This window comes from Bacillus sp. 1735sda2 (assembly GCF_024159245.1).
GTDB classification, from domain to species: domain Bacteria; phylum Bacillota; class Bacilli; order Bacillales; family Bacillaceae; genus Bacillus; species Bacillus pumilus_O.
On sequence record NZ_JAMYWZ010000001.1, the window covers coordinates 915,130 to 930,683 of the forward strand.

Sequence of the window (15,554 nt, forward strand, 5' to 3'; positions counted from 1 at the left end):
ATACGTTATATTAAAGGAGCACACATATCCGGCGGAAACAGAGCATCGGAATGCTTGGTGAAGAAGATTTACATTTGCAATATCAGTGTAAATTTTTTATGATTTCATTTATATTAGAACGATAATAAGAAAGAAGAGGTTTTATGAAAAAAATATTTGCGAACAAATATAGCTTTTTTGTATTGGCTGTCCTTTTATTTTGGGCGAAATCGTATGCAGCCTACAAAATGGACTTTAATTTAGGAGTGAAAGGTTCTTTTCAAGAGGGTCTTCTTTTATTAAATCCATTTAGTTCAGCCATTGTGTTTTTGGGACTGGCTCTCTTTTTGAAGGGTCGTAAATCTGCCATTGTTTTAATTGTGATTGACTTTATTATGACCGCACTTTTATATGCGAATGTAGCGTACTACCGTTTCTTTGATGACTTTTTGACTTTCTCTACAATGAAGCAAGCAGGCAATCTTGGAGGAGGCATGACTGGCGGTGTGTTATCTAGTATTAAGCCACATGACCTTTTGTACTTCCTTGATATTATTATCTTGATTGCGATTGTGATCTGGAGACCAGAAGTGAAGAAATTCCAAATGAAAAAGACATTTGCACTGTTGATTGTGGCTGCAGGTGTAGGACTATTCTTTGTAAACCTTCATTTAGCTGAAAAGGATCGTCCAGAATTATTAACAAGAACTTTTGATCATAAGTATGTTGTCAAATATTTAGGTGTTTATAATTATACGATTTATGACGGAGTACAATCTGCACAAAATGCAACACAGGTAGCAAATGCGAGCAGTGAAGATTTAACGGATGTTGTCAACTATACAGCTTCTCACTATGCGAAACCAAACGCAGAGTACTTCGGTAAAGCTAAAGGGAAGAACATTATTAAAATCCATTTAGAAAGCTTCCAGTCTTTCTTAATTGACTACAAACTAAATGGAGAAGAAGTGACACCGTTTTTAAACAAGCTGGCTCATGGGAAAGAGGACTTTACGTATTTCGATAACTTCTTCCATCAGACAGGTCAAGGAAAGACAGCTGATGCTGAGCTGATGATGGATAATAGTATGTTCGGCTTGCCAGAGGGAGCAGCGTTTGTGACAAAAGGTGAAAATACTTACCAATCACTCCCTGCCATCCTAGATCAAAAAGCAGGCTATACGAGCGCAGTGCTTCACGGCGACTATAAATCTTTCTGGAACCGTGACACGATTTATAAGCATATGGGATATGATCAATTTTTTGATGCTTCCTATTACAACATGGATGAAGAAAATCTTGTGAATATGGGTCTGAAGGATAAACCATTCTTCAAAGAATCAATTCCGATGCTAGAATCAATGAAAAAACCATTTTATGCACATTTAATGACATTAACTAATCACTATCCATTTAATTTAGATGAAAAAGATGCGACGATTGCTAAGGCAACAACTGGTGACAAAACAGTAGATAACTACTTCCAAACAGCAAGATATCTAGATGAATCATTAGAGCAATTCTTTAAAGACTTGAAAAAGTCAGGTATGTATAAAGACTCTGTCATTTTATTATATGGTGACCATAATGGTATTTCTGAAAACCATAACCGTGCAATGAGCGAGATTCAAGGGAAAGAAATTACACCTTATCAAAATGCACAAAACCAGCGTGTACCACTCATGATTCGTATTCCTGGCAAACAGGGCGGCGTGAACCATACGTATGGTGGTGAAGTAGATGTGATGCCTACGCTTCTTCACTTACAAGGTATTGATTCAAATGAGTATGTGAATTTTGGAACAGATCTATTCTCTAAGAAGCATGATCAAACTGTTGCATTCCGTAACGGAAACTATGTGACACCAAAATATACACTTGTAGATAACACTGTCTACGATACAAAAACAGGTAAAGTTGTGAAACAAAATAAAAAGACAGAGGCGATTAAAGCCCGTGTCGATAATCAGTTAAGCCTTTCAGATAAAGTGCTTTATAGGGATCTTCTTCGATTCCATAAGCTGTCTGACTTTAAGCCAGTGAATCCATCTGATTATTTCTATGGTAAATCAAAAGATAAAGAAGAGGATTCTTCTGCTAAGTAACTGAGTTTTGGGCAAGCACAGAAGGGTGCTTGCCTTTTTCTCTCTCATCGCTTGATTTGTTGGCAAAATATGTTTATATTTATGGTGATACAATACAAGAGTAAATGCTGGCGTAAAGCTGGCAGAAACTCATTTCGTCCTAGGGGATTTCAGGAGGAGCTTATGACAACAAATACAAAAACACAAAAAAAGAAGTCAGAAGTATGGGGCTGGCTTAAAGCGATTTTAATCGCATTCATCGCTGTTTTTATCATTCGTAACTTTTTATTCGCACCGTACATTGTAAAAGGAACCTCTATGGAACCAACATTGCATAATACAGAACGGGTTTTTGTGAATAAAACGGTTGATTACTTCGGTGATTATAAGCGGGGACAGATCATTGTTCTTGATGGGGAAGACCGCAGCACTCATTATGTTAAACGATTAATTGGTTTACCTGGTGATAAAATTGAAATGAAAAATGACCAACTGTATGTCAATGGTCAAAAAGTAGCTGAGCCTTACTTAGCGTCAAACAAAAAGAAAGCAGCAGCAGATGGCATCTTGTTGACACCTGATTTTGGTCCTCTTACTGTACCAAAAGGAAAGTATTTTGTCATGGGTGACAATCGTCAAAATTCAATGGACAGTCGCAATGGCTTAGGTCTTTTTACAAAGAGTGATATTCAAGGAACGACATCATTTGTGTTTTATCCTTTCCAAGACGTTCGACTACTTAACGATTAATAACACGTAAAAAAGCACACCACAGTGTGCTTTCAGACCGTAGACAAACCCCACCTTTACTTCAAGTAAAAGTGGGGTTTTCACATTTTTTTTGAAAAACATCATGTGTTTTACGCTGGACATGGTACTTTCCATGTCCAGTTTGCTAGTTTTTTAAGGTTCATGGCAGCGAAAGTAAGCATCGCTTGCATTGAAACTTTTTTTAGTCCACGAAGTTTCGTCCAACGCATACCATGCTTTTCTTTTGCATCCGCAAAAACGCGTTCAATCGTTTCTTTCCGTTTTGCGTAGATGCTCTTATTTATTTCAGTGAGTCTCAGATTGTCTGCTTCATCTAGATAATCCTGCCAAATATGCCGATGAATTTGTTTGGTGTGGTTTTGACTTTGGGTACAGTTATCTAAAAACGAACAGGACTCACATACTTCTGAATCGGATGCATATTGCTTATAGCCTTCTCTAGTCGTTGTACGATAAGAGAGAATTTGCCCGTTGGGGCAAATGTAACAATCAAAATATGCATCATATACGTATTCATTCTTTTTCAAATAACCAGCTTTTGTTCTTGGACGAGTGTAGGGCATGACAGGTCTTATCTCTTGATCCATTAAGAACTTAGCGATGTAAGGTGTTTTATATCCAGCATCTACTGCGACTACATTTGGTTTTCCGACTTTCTCTGTCACTTTTGATACGAGTGAATCCAACATACGACTATCATGAACATTTCCGCCTGTGACCAGCGAGCCTAAAATAAATCCTTTTGAATCACACGCTGTATGAAATGAATAAGCAAATGACTTTTCACGTTCATCCTTTACATAATAGCCACTCTCTGGGTCAGTTGTACTGACCTTGATTTCTTTTGTTTCTTCTTTATTCTGTAGGGGTAAGGGCTTTTTTCCATGTTCTTCACGATCAATATTGATCTCTTCATGAAGCTGATTTTGATAACTTCTTGTCTCAACTCGAACGATTTTCTTTTCAAGTTTTTTCTTATTGGCGTTCGCTTTGACATGAGTCGAATCAATGAAGGCGATAGACGGGTCAACGAGCCCTTTTTTCATCGCTTCTCTTAAGATTCGATAAAAAATTTGTTCGAATAAATCTGTATCGTGGAAGCGTCTCACGTAGTTTTTACCGAAGGTAGAAAAGTGCGGAATTTTCTCCGAAAACCCATATCCAATAAACCAACGATAAGCCACGTTGGTTTCAATTTCTTTAATGGTTTGACGCATAGAGCGAATACCAAATAGATATTGGATTAAGACCATCTTAATGAGAACAACAGGATCAACACTTGGTCTACCATTATTAGAACTATAATGATCTTTGACAAGATCATAAATGAAATCGAAATCGATTGCTTGTTCAATTTTCCGCACAAGATGATCTTCAGGCACTAATTCATCTAAAGCCACTACTTCTAATTGATTTCTTCTTTCTTCTTCACGTTTCGATAACATGTTTATCCCCCACAGATTATTGTTATTACCCTTATTATACAAAAAAGCTTGTAGACTTTGTCTACAAGCTGAAAGCACACCACAGTGTGCTTTTTCTATTTTATTCAGCCTGACTTTTTGTGATTGCTTGTTCAAGGTCTGCGATAATGTCTTCAATCGCTTCTGTTCCAACAGATAAACGAATAAGCTCTGGTGTGACGCCTGTCGCTATTTGTTCTGCTTCACTTAATTGCTGATGCGTTGTGCTGGCAGGATGAATAATGAGTGATTTAGAATCGCCCACATTTGCAAGGTGTGAAAATAACTTAACGGAATCAATGAGTTTTTTACCTGCTTCTCGTCCACCTTTAATACCAAATGTGAGAATAGCGCCTTGTCCTTTTGGCAAATAGGTTTGAGCAAGCTCATAAGATTCATGGCTTTCAAGACCTGGATAGCTTACCCAATCTACAAGAGGATGATCTTGTAAGAATTGCGCTGTTTTTAATGCATTTTCACTATGTCTCTCCAGGCGCAGATGCAGAGTTTCTAGGCCTTGCAAAAGTAAAAATGAGTTAAAAGGTGATAAGGCTGCTCCTAAATCCCGTAAGAGCTGCACACGTGCTTTTGTGATATAAGCCGCTTCTCCAATTGCTTCGGTATACGTCAGACCGTGATAACTTGGATCTGGTTCAGTCAGCCCCTTGAACTTATCACTGTCAGCCCAAGGAAACTTGCCGCTATCGACAATGACACCGCCAATTGATGTACCATGACCGCCAATGAATTTCGTAGCGGAATGGACAACAATGTCTGCACCAAACTCAATTGGTCTTAATAAATAAGGACTTGCAAGTGTATTATCCACAATAAGCGGGATATGGTGCTTGTGTGCAATGGTTGAGATGGCTTCAATATGTAGAATATCGCCTTTAGGATTCCCAATGCTTTCTGCATACACTGCCTTCGTTTTGTCTGTAATGGCTGCTTCGAGTTCTTCTAAATTGGATGAATCAACAAATTTCACTGTAATGCCGAGTTTTTTGAGTGTATGAGCAAATAAATTGTACGTGCCTCCATAAAGGCTGCTGGATGAGACAATTTCGTCGCCAGCTCCTGCAATGTTTAAAATAGAATAAGTGGTCGCTGCTTGTCCAGAAGAGACAGCAAGTGCACCAATGCCGCCCTCAAGCTCGGCGATCCGTTTTTCAAAGACGTCATTTGTAGGGTTCATAATGCGAGAATAAATATTTCCGGGTTCCTGCAGTCCGAATAAATTCGCCGCATGCTCACTATCTCTAAAACCGAAAGAGCTTGTTTGATAAATAGGCACGGCTCTTGAATAGGTTGCTGAATCAAGCTCCTGACCTGCGTGAATGGCTTTCGTTTCTAAACGGAATGGACGTTCTTCTGACATGTGTGTATCCTCCTTTTGTTAGATAAAACCAACTACTTTGATAAGAAATATTTAATAAGACTATAAATCTTGTTTCATGCTTGGTCAATCATTTTTTAGATAAATCTGAAAAAATAATAAATAAAGTTGATAGGCTTTTTTATTTCAATAAGAAAAGGTAGGGACATGCTGGATGAAAAAGAGGGATGGTTTCATTAGAGAATACGGATCCGTTTTTTGAAAGCAATTAATCATTGCCAGCTAGTGAAATCATGGAATGTTTATGTTGTATTGCTCTTTCATAGTAAGAAGCGAATCATATGTTGAATGTGACTTAAGAAAAGGAAGGGCTTTTTTCCCAACGGACTTTCTTGTATATACATATTTTAAGTGACAAGAGAAGAAGGAAAATAGACTCACTCTTTTGTCGGAATTATCAGTAAATATTTCATAAATAATGTGTTAACGACATATAATCAGGACTTTTTTATCTGATATATCGGGGGAATTCTTTCTATTTCACAAAAAAGAAAGAATATATAAAGGGATTGATAAATAAGGACTATTTCAAAAAATGAAGCTTTTATTGCCATTATATGGGTTTGGTGGTTCTTAAGGGGTGGGAAAATCTAGATAATAAGTTAGAGGTTCTACACTTAAAAGTGAAGAATTGAATAAAAAGTCACATTTTACCCAAAAGTACGTTCGGTCAAAAATGGGATCTTCTGTTGATGCTTGGAGAGTAGAGCCTATGATACGATCATCATAAGCTGGGAGGTGAAAAGTATGACTTATGCAGCGCCGCAAGTTGACTATTCCACTATGGAACCTGCTATTATGGACCAAGCTTGGTTCTTAGTATTTGTTGCTGTACTTCTTGGATTGGGAGCAACAGTTGTTCTAGGAGCAGCAGTTTGGTGTATAGCTAACGGCAAGGGTAGCTTTACAGGAGCCGTTCAGTGGGAAAGTGGCTTAAAAGTCCAAATTGAATGTAAGTAGCTATACTTAGGATTCATCTTTTTACTTCTATGAAATGACACCAGGGCTAAACCGTCTGTGGCGGGCGGTTTAGCCTGATCTGTTTTTAAAGAATATGCAGACACTTGGAGGTTATATGTTTACGATCGAGAAATTAACCAAGACGTATAAAAATAACGTGACTGCTGTCAAAGATTTTCATTTAAAGATCGACCCTCATCAAATCGTTGCTGTCGCTGGACCGAATGGTTCTGGTAAAACAACGATGATTAACTGTATACTCGGCATCATCAAGCATACAGAAGGAACGATTTTTTTGCAGGACGTCACAAATGACGAACCATCCTTTAAAAAACAAGTAGCCTATGTTCCAGATGATCTGCTGCTCCCTGAAGCATTGACTGGTGCTGAATATTTAGATTTTGTTTCTTCTATGTATGAATGTAAAACAATTCATAGAAGAAATCAACTAATTGAACTGTTTGATATGGACTCAGCTTTATCAAGACCGATTGAAACCTATTCACATGGTATGAAAAAAAAGACACAGCTGATTGCCGCCTTTATGCTTGATAGTCAATTGGTGATTATGGATGAGCCCTTTAGAGGACTTGATATTGAAGCGGTTATAAACACAAAGAAACTGATGAAACGTTATGCCGAGCACCATGGTGCGATCTTGCTTTCAACGCATGATATGCTTTCAGCGGAAGAGCTGTGCCATAAAATCGCCATTATTTCTAAGGGAAATAAAATGGATGAAGGAACGGTTTCAGCCTTAAAGGAGAAGTATCAATCAAGCACATTGGAACAGGTGTTTCTGAAAGCTTCAATGTTAAGTGATAGGGGTGCACATTTTGATGAAATCATTAATCATTTCTAGAATGATGCTTAAAATGTGGCAGCAGGAGATGTATAAGCTCTTTGATACTCAGACGAAGCGGATTATTGTGATCTTATTCTTTTTATTTGCCGTCACAATGGGCGCCATCATCGGATACAGTTTTACGGGTGTCTTTATGAAGGCATTCTTACATGGCGATGAACGTTCACTTGGATTACTCGTTGTGTCAATGGCGATCAATGCATCCATCTTTACAAGTCTGTTATTCATTTTGATCAAGGTCAGAACGCCTGAGCAAGACCGTTTTTCTATGCAGCTCAGCTGGTTCCCGCTTTCTACTTTTCAGAAAAGCCTTGGATACTTTATTCCGATGGTGACAGTGGTGGCAGGGCTTGTTTTATTTTTTATCGGTATTCTGCTTTTACCTAATTTTATTGCCCAGGGAATAGGTGTTTATTTTATTGTTACGTTCTTTTTGATGGTGATTTTGCAATCGCTTTTTGTCTTAATGCTTTTGCAACTCATTTACAATATGACGTATTTGGTCGTTCTAAAATTAAAATTACCGTTGCAAAAATTTGCAGCGATCTTTGTTTTATTAGCACTGGTTGTAGCGTATGGAATGACGCATTTTGATATCAGTCAAATTCAGCAATCATATATACAGTTTGATTATCATTTGATGTATTTCACAGCACCGTTTTTCTTAGTGGCTCAAGGAATGTCTCCTGAAGGGGTAAACTATGCAATCTTGATTCTGTTTATCCTTTTATCGACGTGTGGCGCTTTTCTTTCTCTTGCGATGATGCCGATTATGGCAGAGAAAAAAGCGTTAACCTTTTTAAACAAATTGCCGTTCTCTTCTTCAAAAAAATGGTCACTGATTGTAAAGGAAATGAAATCACAGGTGCGAAATGAAGAAAACATTTTAAATTTTCTCATTCTCCTCATTGTGATCTTATTCGTCCGTTATCAGTTTGGGTTCCGCTTTGAAGAAGAAGCATTTTTTGTTCTCTGTGCTCTCGCTGGATTAACCGCCTTCAATTCATTTGGCAATGATAAACGAATGCTGGGGATGTACAAAACATTTGGCCTAAGATCGTGGGAAGTGGCTCTGTATAAGTTTATCGGGCTTTTGCTTGTTGGTGTAATGCAAATTGCCATCTTCATGCTGACAACGCTGACCCTTCCTGATCAAGTTTGGAACGTATTGATTGGGGCCGCTGTGCTATGCAATGCCACTGCGCTCTTTTATGTGGTAGGTATTTTACTTCCGCTTGATCGGAACAATCCCTACACAGGCATTTTTTCATTTGGAGCACTTATTTTACTCATGATTCCAATTGTTTTTATTGGAAACTATGTCATAGGGGAGTCGAGTCAAACGCTTCAGTGGCTGCTTGTAGCTGCATTTGAAGGTCTGCTCATCTTTGCCATATATAAAGGTTTTTCATGGAGGTATTCACATGATTCAACTTCTTAACAATAAGCTAAAGATTGAGCGGGTACCGGCACTCGCGCCGTATGTGACTTTACAAAAGAGACATCTCACGGATACGCAATATGGAAGCACACTCCCGATTAATGAAAGTGCCTATCATATGTTAACGAAAGTAGATGGCAAAAGGACAGAAGCGAGTATTACAGCAGAGCTCGCCGATTTGTTTCAAGTCGATGAGTCTGTGATTTCTCGAGACTTTTATCAACTGATGATGGGGTTGAATCAGCATCATTTACTGTCTATTCATTATCAATCACCGTATCGGATTGTGACAGCTTGCTGTCAATTTTTCAAACAGTATCAATTGAAAATGAAGGAACGATTTGATTGCACTGGTCACTCGTTCCTTCATATTTTTGGGACAGCATTACTCATGGTGACACGTAAAATCATCTTTTTCTGGATGCTTTTTATGGTCATGGCAGGAATCGCTTTTTTATTCATTCCTGATCGATCAATTGCAGCCATTGCGATTTATTTTACAATTATTTATTTTGGATTAATTACCGGGACCGCCTTACATGAGGCAGCACACGGCTATGCGCATCGTAAATTTGCGGGACGGGATGGTCCACAAGGTTTTTTTGCGAGTGATATGATGTCTGTGAAATTTGTGAGACCTGTATTAGATCCGTTTCAGAAAAAGCAGGTATGGATTACCTTGCTTGGGCCGCTTGTCCCAGGTGTGATCGGAGCAGCAGGGATCATTTTGACCATATTATGTCTAAAAGAAAATCCAATTTCAACAGGTTTCTTTATTTTTTCTATCACATATTTTATTCAATTACTCTATCTTCTTCCGTTTATGGGGGATGGTAAATCTATTATGAAGCAGTTATTGCTTGGGGGAATGGGAGGACAACGATCATGAACGTACAGGCGATGAAACAAGGTGCAATTGTTGGTGGTTTTCTTGGGTTTTTAGGCTTTCCGATGCTGACAATCGGTGTATTGTTCTATCATTTATTTCAATCAAAAACGAATGATGCTTTATTATTTAACAGCCTCGCTTTTGAGATGGAAGGTTCATCCGCATTTACTTTTCAGATCAAGCCAAACTTTTTTATTTATATGATGGTGATTTTTGCCGCGAGTTTTCTCATTGTGGCCATCTTATCAGCCATGAAGCAGAAAAAAGCGAAAGGTTAGGAGAATTCTCCTAATCTTTTTTTGTATATTAAACCAAATATTAGTATAATAGAAAATAAAAAACATCAAAGGGGATCTCAATGTTAAAAAAATGGAGTGTTCTTATATTCACTTTTGTTCTATTAGCAGGATGCGGCGAGAAGGCCGAAGAAACCACGCAAACTGAGAAGACGGTATCAGAAAAACCTGCAACAGAAAAAAATAAAAAAACAGCAACTCAAGATGAAATAACTATCGAACCTATGAAACTAACAAAAAATGAAAAAAATCTTCTGGAATCATTATCAGATAAATCATTTGAAGCGATGACAGTGAAGGGATTAAAAGAAAGTGTCAAAAGTGTTTCCTTGATCGGTTTGCATTACAAGGATGGACAATTATTGAAAGAAGATACAAAAAAAATCACCCTGAAACTTCATCAAAATGGTGTCGATAACAGTGTCAAATTTATCTATCAGCTAGAAGAGAAAAAAGATGATCTGCTAAAAGTAACGTATAGCTTGTGGAAAGATAAAGAGCAGAGCGAACAAACGAAGCTCGCCACTAGCGTTGATTTTAAACAGGACGTGGGAGGAAACACAACGATATCAGAAACAGATATTTTTCACATGTCTCCTGGAGAGAAAAAATTAATTTCTATTACCATCACGACTGGAATGAACTATGAGTTTTCTGGTTTAACAAATTCTGAAAAGATTCTAAAAGAAGAATTAAAAAATGTGAAGCAGGCTTATTTGGTGTATTTGCAGCTCGATAAATAACTATCGTAATATATACGGAGAATATGAAGTTTTTTGACGAAAAATCTTCATATTCTCTTGACGAATTGTTAAGAAAGTTGTAACATAATAAAAGTCAACGCGATGACGTTGCTTTTTAAAAATTGATGCGGGTGTAGTTTAGTGGTAAAACCTCAGCCTTCCAAGCTGATGTCGTGAGTTCGATTCTCATCACCCGCTCCAATACATAATTTTGTTTATAACGCAGTATTTCGTTTCATAGATAAACGAAGTGTTGCGTTTTTTATTATGTCAGTATAATGTGAAAAAGCACTGTCAATCTACAGTGCTTTTTCAATAAGTTCATATTTACTTTCTCCACCATGTATTTGTACAAACATCTTCGTCAAGGATTGAATGAGAGCTTCACTCTTTTCCCGGGAAATAGATGGCGGAAACAGGATGATTTGCAGAATGTTTTTTGTGCCTTGAGAAATGTGAGCTTTACTTGGTTGAGAAAATAATCCTTTAAGCCCTGCTTTGTCTTGCCATTCAATGTGACCAGTCTCATGTTTTGCTAGTGAAAGTGGCTCTTCTAGGCGATCAGCATCGAAGGTCAGGATAGGCAAGAAATATTTTAAAGAGAAAAAGATCGACAAATCCTGTACGGAATTGGTCGAGTCAATAAATTGTTCCTTTTGGATATCCGCAAGAATTGGCAGGAAAGGAACGTCTTTTAAAAGGTCCGTCCATTCTTTGATTGCTGGTACTTCCTCTAAGACTTTATCTTCGTATTCAAAGAATAAAGATTCTTGAAACAGGCGTAACCGGCCTTTTAACATTTGAGGGGATGTGCCAACTTCAATATGAGAATATTCAATCTTTCCAACATGGATAGACGGGTTTTCAGGATGAGAAATTTCCATATGTATCTTCACAGTGACTCACTCCAATCGGTCGTGATACACTCGTATTATACTGAAAACAACAGAAGAAACAAAGAAAGGAGGTTTGCAAGGTGATTCATGTTGGAGAATTAAAAGAAGAATTGATTCAATATGCGAAAGAAATTGGTGTTGATAAAATCCGATTTGCAAGTGCTGATACATTTGATTCATTAAAAGACCGCCTCATCTTACATGAATCGTTAGGGTATTTGTCAGGCTTTGAAGAGCCTGATATCGAAAAACGAACAAACCCTTCTTTGCTGCTTCCGAAGGCCAAATCAATTGTTGCGATAGCGCTCGCATATCCTTCTAAAATGAAAGATGCTCCCCGAAGTACAAAGGATGCAAGAAGAGGGATCTTCTGCCGTGCCTCTTGGGGAACAGACTATCATGTTGTGCTGAAAAAAAAGCTCGACATGCTTGAAGAATTCTTGCGTAGCAAACATGTCGACATCCGAACAAAATCAATGGTGGACACAGGTGAACTGTCTGATCGTGCAGTAGCGGAACGCGCTGGCATCGGTTTTAGTGCGAAGAACTGTATGATTATCACGCCAGAGTTTGGGTCTTATGTGTATTTGGCCGAAATGATCACAAATGTCCCCTTTGAACCGGATGAGAAAATTGAAGACCAGTGCGGGACGTGTAATAAATGTGTCGATTCGTGTCCAACTGGTGCACTTGTGAATCCAGGGCAACTGAATTCACAACGATGTATTTCCTTTTTAACGCAAACAAAAGGGTTTTTGCCTGACGAATTTCGTTCGAAAATAGGAAATCGATTGTATGGGTGTGATACGTGCCAAATTGTCTGCCCGATCAATAAAGGAAAGGACTTTCACCTGCATCCTGAAATGGAGCCGGACCCAGAAATTGCGAAGCCGCTCTTAAAGCCGCTTCTTACGATCAGTAATCGTGAGTTTAAAGAAAAATACGGTCATGTTTCAGGTTCATGGCGGGGGAAAAAGCCGATTCAGCGAAACGCAATTTTGGCACTCGCTCATTTTAAAGATACCTCTGCCTTACCAGTGTTAATTGAGTTGATGCACAAGGACCCAAGACCGGTCATTCGGGGAACGGCTGCTTGGGCAATTGGCAAAATTGGCGACGATCAGCAGCTTCCAGAGCTGGAAAAAGCCCTTGAACGGGAAAGTGATGAAGAAGCAAAAGAGGAGATTGTGAAAGGGATTGAGCTTTTACAGACACCTTTAAATACTAAATAACATCCCTGTGAACATAGAATGAACCAAACAGAGATTTTAAAAAATGTTTGGTGGTGTCTGTGTGAAACAATTATTAGAGAAAACTTTAGAAGACAGGCTGGCGTATTTAATCAATGACCGTGCAATCAAACAACCACAGCTCATGTCTGATGTGGAAGCAGTCGAACGGAAAAAAGAACTTTTTGCTAGAAGACAGGTGGAGATTGTCAAAGCGAAAGCCAAAGCAACACTCCTCGATTCTTCGATTCAGGATGACGGGGCTCAGCATGTGCAGTATCTCGCTCATCTTACTTATGTATGCAAGGATGTAGACGAATCTTTTTATTTAGAGGAGCAGGTAGAAAAAAGAGAAGCGTTCCTTTACAACGACATGCTTGTGAAAGACCGGTTGATGATAGAAAAGCGCCAAATGGAAGATCAAGTGGATGAGCGTTTTCAAACCGAAGAACAGTTTGGGAGAGCCTTTCACTATGACCGACGGGCAGCTGTGCAATATGCGGAGACGTACTGGAATAAACGAAATCCTGCCTATAAAAATTTTGAAGATAACTGCACAAATTTTATTTCACAATGCTTGAAGGCTGGAAATGCGCCAACGAGAGGGTATCCGAACCGCGGATCTGGCTGGTGGGTACGGCCGCATACGTGGAGCTATAGCTGGACAGTAGCTCATTCGATGAAAAATTATTTAGCAAATTCGAAAGCGGGTTTAAGAGCACAGAAACTCAAAGATGCACAGGAACTTCAAATTGGTGATGTCATTTGCTACGATTTTGAGGGAGATGGCAGGTATAATCATACAACCATTGTTGTCGATCACGATAAAGGTGGAATGCCTCTTGTGAATGCTCAGACATATGACAGTCGAATGCGTTATTGGTCGTATGAGGATTCAACCGCCTATACACCAGCTATTCGATATATGTTTTTTCACATTTTGGACGATGCCGCGAAGGATAGTTAATGGTATAATGTTGAGCGGAAAAGAAAATTAGAGGTGAACTTTTTTGGGACTTCATGTCGTTTTATATCAACCAGAGATTCCAGCTAATACTGGAAATATTGCGCGTACATGTGCAGCAACAAATACAACCCTTCATCTGATTCGTCCGCTTGGTTTTTCGACAGATGATAAAATGCTGAAGCGTGCAGGACTCGATTATTGGAAATATGCCAATGTAGTCTATCATGACTCGCTTGATGAATTGTTTGAGGCTCATCCAAAGGGGCAATTCTTCTATATCACAAAATTTGGCCAAAAGCCGCATACGACATTTGATTACTCTCAGCTAGATGAAGACTATTTCTTCGTATTTGGCAGAGAGACAAGTGGGTTACCGAAAGATTTGATCGAGCGGAATATGGACCGCTGTCTTCGTTTACCGATGACAGAACATGTTCGTTCTCTGAATCTATCGAATACGGCAGCAATTCTTGTGTATGAAGCACTTCGCCAGCAGCAATACCGTGATCTGATTTGAGGTCATAATGAAAGCCGGGATACTGATCTCGGCTTTTTTTATGTGAGATAAGAAACAAAAAGAAGGAAAATACGACACTTTTATACTTTTTTTGACATGTAAAAAAATAGGTAGTATGATAGATAATGATAACGTTTTCAAATAATGAATCCATTAGGAGGAAAAATGAGATGAAAAAGCTACTGATCACTAGTGCCATTAGCTCAGCTATTTTATTGGGGGCGATTCCAGTCAGTGTCCCAGGTCTTTCTCAGACGCAGGAAATAGAAGCAGCGCAATTATCGAAAGGTATCGGCGGACGTACTTATATCAATAGCAATGGGTCCATATTGGTCACAAAGATTCAACTCCCTTCCGCAATGAGTGTATCAAATGGGACAGCTTATATTTATTCTGGATTCACAGGGTCAAAGGAAGCGGATATTGGTCTTCAATACAGTTCAACATATAATGTGTGGAAACCTACGATGAAAGTAGGAGCAAATAATCAAGAAACCTATATCGAAGGAAAAAATGATTTTACGTATACAAAAGGGTTTAAGCCTGGAAGTATTGTGCAAATGACCATTTATAAAAACTTGAATGGACATACAAGAGCAACGTTCTGGGGGACAAATAATGTTGGTTATACTGGGCGTATTATCACGGAAATCCAAAACTCTAACATTGGTTCTGTGACGAAGTGGAAATTACTGTCGACAGTAGCAGTGACTGACGATATCTATCGGAAAGATATTCGTGCGAACTTCTCTACTCGTTTTACTGACATCACATTAGACAGTCGTGCCGTCACACCTGTGATTGATACGCAAGACTTTACGTCCATTCAAGTATCAGGGAATACAGTAAATATGCAGGTGTTAAAAACAACGAATTAAATAAAAAAGGATGTTCCCTCATGGAACATCCTTTTTTTCATTTACCAGGCTTGCCTTCGTAGCCAGCTGTGAAAATGGATACTAAAAACGTAATGATGACGCCCATCATAATGACCGTTCTCATGTAAGCTCCCCCTTATCCCTTTGTTTCGATCGCTGCCTGTTTCATATGATGTGAAG

The 15,554-nt window shown here is 38.7% G+C and carries 15 protein-coding genes and 1 tRNA gene; 13 read left to right on the top strand and 3 right to left on the bottom strand.

What is annotated here, in order from left to right; genetic code table 11:
* Nucleotides 1-143: 143 nt before the first annotated feature.
* Nucleotides 144-2,084: a lipoteichoic acid synthase gene (gene ltaS, locus NKR21_RS04665; protein WP_012009359.1), complete on the top strand. Its 1,941-nt coding sequence runs from the start codon at nt 144-146 to the stop codon at nt 2,082-2,084.
* Between the two features lie 162 nt (nt 2,085-2,246).
* Nucleotides 2,247-2,813, top strand: a complete 567-nt coding sequence (gene lepB, locus NKR21_RS04670) for a signal peptidase I (protein WP_041815306.1) — start codon at nt 2,247-2,249, stop codon at nt 2,811-2,813.
* Between the two features lie 110 nt (nt 2,814-2,923).
* Here lepB and NKR21_RS04675 read toward each other — a convergent pair whose 3' ends face one another.
* Entirely contained in the window at nt 2,924-4,279 is a 1,356-nt protein-coding gene (locus NKR21_RS04675) for an IS1182-like element ISBpu1 family transposase (RefSeq protein WP_253602405.1), read from the bottom strand.
* Nucleotides 4,280-4,379: 100 nt separating this feature from the next.
* Complete coding sequence (locus NKR21_RS04680) at nt 4,380-5,675, bottom strand: homocysteine synthase (RefSeq protein ID WP_012009373.1); 1,296 nt, start codon at nt 5,673-5,675, stop codon at nt 4,380-4,382.
* Between the two features lie 765 nt (nt 5,676-6,440).
* Between NKR21_RS04680 and NKR21_RS04685 the strand changes: the two genes are divergently transcribed.
* The 7 genes from NKR21_RS04685 to NKR21_RS04715 all read left to right on the top strand — a co-directional run bounded on the left by NKR21_RS04685 (nt 6,441) and on the right by NKR21_RS04715 (nt 11,088).
* Nucleotides 6,441-6,653 (top strand): hypothetical protein, encoded by a 213-nt coding sequence (locus NKR21_RS04685; RefSeq protein ID WP_012009371.1) that lies wholly within the window; start codon nt 6,441-6,443, stop codon nt 6,651-6,653.
* Between the two features lie 115 nt (nt 6,654-6,768).
* On the top strand, nt 6,769-7,515 hold the full coding sequence (locus tag NKR21_RS04690) for an ABC transporter ATP-binding protein (protein WP_041815311.1): 747 nt from the start codon (nt 6,769-6,771) through the stop codon (nt 7,513-7,515).
* A complete protein-coding gene (locus tag NKR21_RS04695) occupies nt 7,493-8,959 on the top strand; it encodes a hypothetical protein (RefSeq protein WP_119124615.1) in 1,467 nt (488 codons plus the stop codon). Before NKR21_RS04690 ends, NKR21_RS04695 begins: the two co-directional genes overlap by 23 nt.
* Complete coding sequence (locus NKR21_RS04700) at nt 8,943-9,848, top strand: PqqD family protein (protein WP_012009368.1); 906 nt, start codon at nt 8,943-8,945, stop codon at nt 9,846-9,848. Before NKR21_RS04695 ends, NKR21_RS04700 begins: the two co-directional genes overlap by 17 nt.
* Entirely contained in the window at nt 9,845-10,126 is a 282-nt protein-coding gene (locus NKR21_RS04705) for a hypothetical protein (RefSeq protein ID WP_012009367.1), read from the top strand. Before NKR21_RS04700 ends, NKR21_RS04705 begins: the two co-directional genes overlap by 4 nt.
* A gap of 80 nt (nt 10,127-10,206) precedes the next feature.
* Nucleotides 10,207-10,887, top strand: coding sequence for a hypothetical protein (locus tag NKR21_RS04710; RefSeq protein ID WP_012009366.1), 681 nt, complete (start codon nt 10,207-10,209; stop codon nt 10,885-10,887).
* Nucleotides 10,888-11,014: 127 nt separating this feature from the next.
* Nucleotides 11,015-11,088, top strand: a tRNA-Gly gene (locus NKR21_RS04715).
* 98 nt (nt 11,089-11,186) lie between these two features.
* On the opposite strand, the gene NKR21_RS04720 is transcribed toward NKR21_RS04715, so the two are convergent.
* Nucleotides 11,187-11,783, bottom strand: coding sequence for a hypothetical protein (locus NKR21_RS04720; protein ID WP_012009365.1), 597 nt, complete (start codon nt 11,781-11,783; stop codon nt 11,187-11,189).
* 83 nt (nt 11,784-11,866) lie between these two features.
* Between NKR21_RS04720 and queG the strand changes: the two genes are divergently transcribed.
* The 4 genes from queG to NKR21_RS04740 all read left to right on the top strand — a co-directional run bounded on the left by queG (nt 11,867) and on the right by NKR21_RS04740 (nt 15,374).
* Nucleotides 11,867-13,015 (top strand): tRNA epoxyqueuosine(34) reductase QueG, encoded by a 1,149-nt coding sequence (queG, locus tag NKR21_RS04725; RefSeq protein WP_041816180.1) that lies wholly within the window; start codon nt 11,867-11,869, stop codon nt 13,013-13,015.
* 61 nt (nt 13,016-13,076) lie between these two features.
* Nucleotides 13,077-13,979: an amidase domain-containing protein gene (locus NKR21_RS04730; RefSeq protein ID WP_012009363.1), complete on the top strand. Its 903-nt coding sequence runs from the start codon at nt 13,077-13,079 to the stop codon at nt 13,977-13,979.
* A 43-nt stretch (nt 13,980-14,022) separates the two neighbouring features.
* Nucleotides 14,023-14,496 carry a tRNA (uridine(34)/cytosine(34)/5-carboxymethylaminomethyluridine(34)-2'-O)-methyltransferase TrmL gene (trmL, locus tag NKR21_RS04735; protein ID WP_003211950.1) on the top strand — a complete coding sequence of 158 codons (474 nt, stop codon included), beginning with the start codon at nt 14,023-14,025 and terminating at the stop codon, nt 14,494-14,496.
* A gap of 170 nt (nt 14,497-14,666) precedes the next feature.
* The gene (locus NKR21_RS04740) at nt 14,667-15,374 is read left to right on the top strand and encodes a YrpD family protein (RefSeq protein WP_041815308.1); all 708 of its coding nucleotides are present in this window, start codon (nt 14,667-14,669) and stop codon (nt 15,372-15,374) included.
* Nucleotides 15,375-15,554: the final 180 nt, after the last annotated feature.